The sequence below is a fragment of the Chitinimonas sp. BJB300 genome (assembly GCF_002735695.1).
Taxonomy (GTDB): Bacteria; Pseudomonadota; Gammaproteobacteria; order Burkholderiales; family Chitinimonadaceae; genus Chitinimonas.
Window position 1 is genome coordinate 1 of the sequence record NZ_PDZH01000365.1, and the last position, 564, is coordinate 564.

The window sequence follows — 564 nt, forward strand, 5'->3', positions numbered from 1 at the left end:
GAGTAATGCACCGTATGGCTTTTACTCCCGCGCTTACCCTCATAGCCACCCCCCAGTGTGCGGGTAGCGCTGACATAGAACAAATCGTTCAATGTCCACCAATGATCGTAAGACACCGTGGCCGATCCCATGTACTTACCGGTGCTTTTGCTGCCCGCATCATCCAGCGAAAGGGCCAGTCGGAATGGGGACGATTGCCGCCAGCGAACCAGTAGATCACTCTCTCCTGGCCGCGCATCCCTCCCCTCTGCTGGTGTAATCTGGATATCCGCATCCGCGCTGGGGACGCGCTTCAGGTTTTCCAGTCCCTGTTCGATCCCACGCAGGTTGAGAACATCCCCCGGCCGCAAGGGAAGCGCATTACGCAATGTCGCCCGATGTCCTTGGGGATCGATCAAACGTAACTGGCCGACCCGGCCAAGCATCAGGGTCAGATCAAGCTGACCAGCTTTCAGGTCCTGCGGCGATGCAAGCACACGGCTGGTGACATAGCCTGCCGCAACCAGGGCGTTCTGCATGCGACCCATCACCACATTAATGCCCTGTGCGCCCAGACAGCGCCCC

At 59.0% G+C, this 564-nt stretch carries 1 protein-coding gene; it reads right to left on the reverse strand.

Annotated features, from left to right (window positions below; translation table 11 throughout):
- Nucleotides 1-518, reverse strand: a 518-nt coding sequence (locus tag CSQ89_RS21870; protein ID WP_308418213.1) for a POTRA domain-containing protein, incomplete at its 3' end; no start/stop codon positions are given.
- Nucleotides 519-564 lie beyond the last annotated feature (46 nt).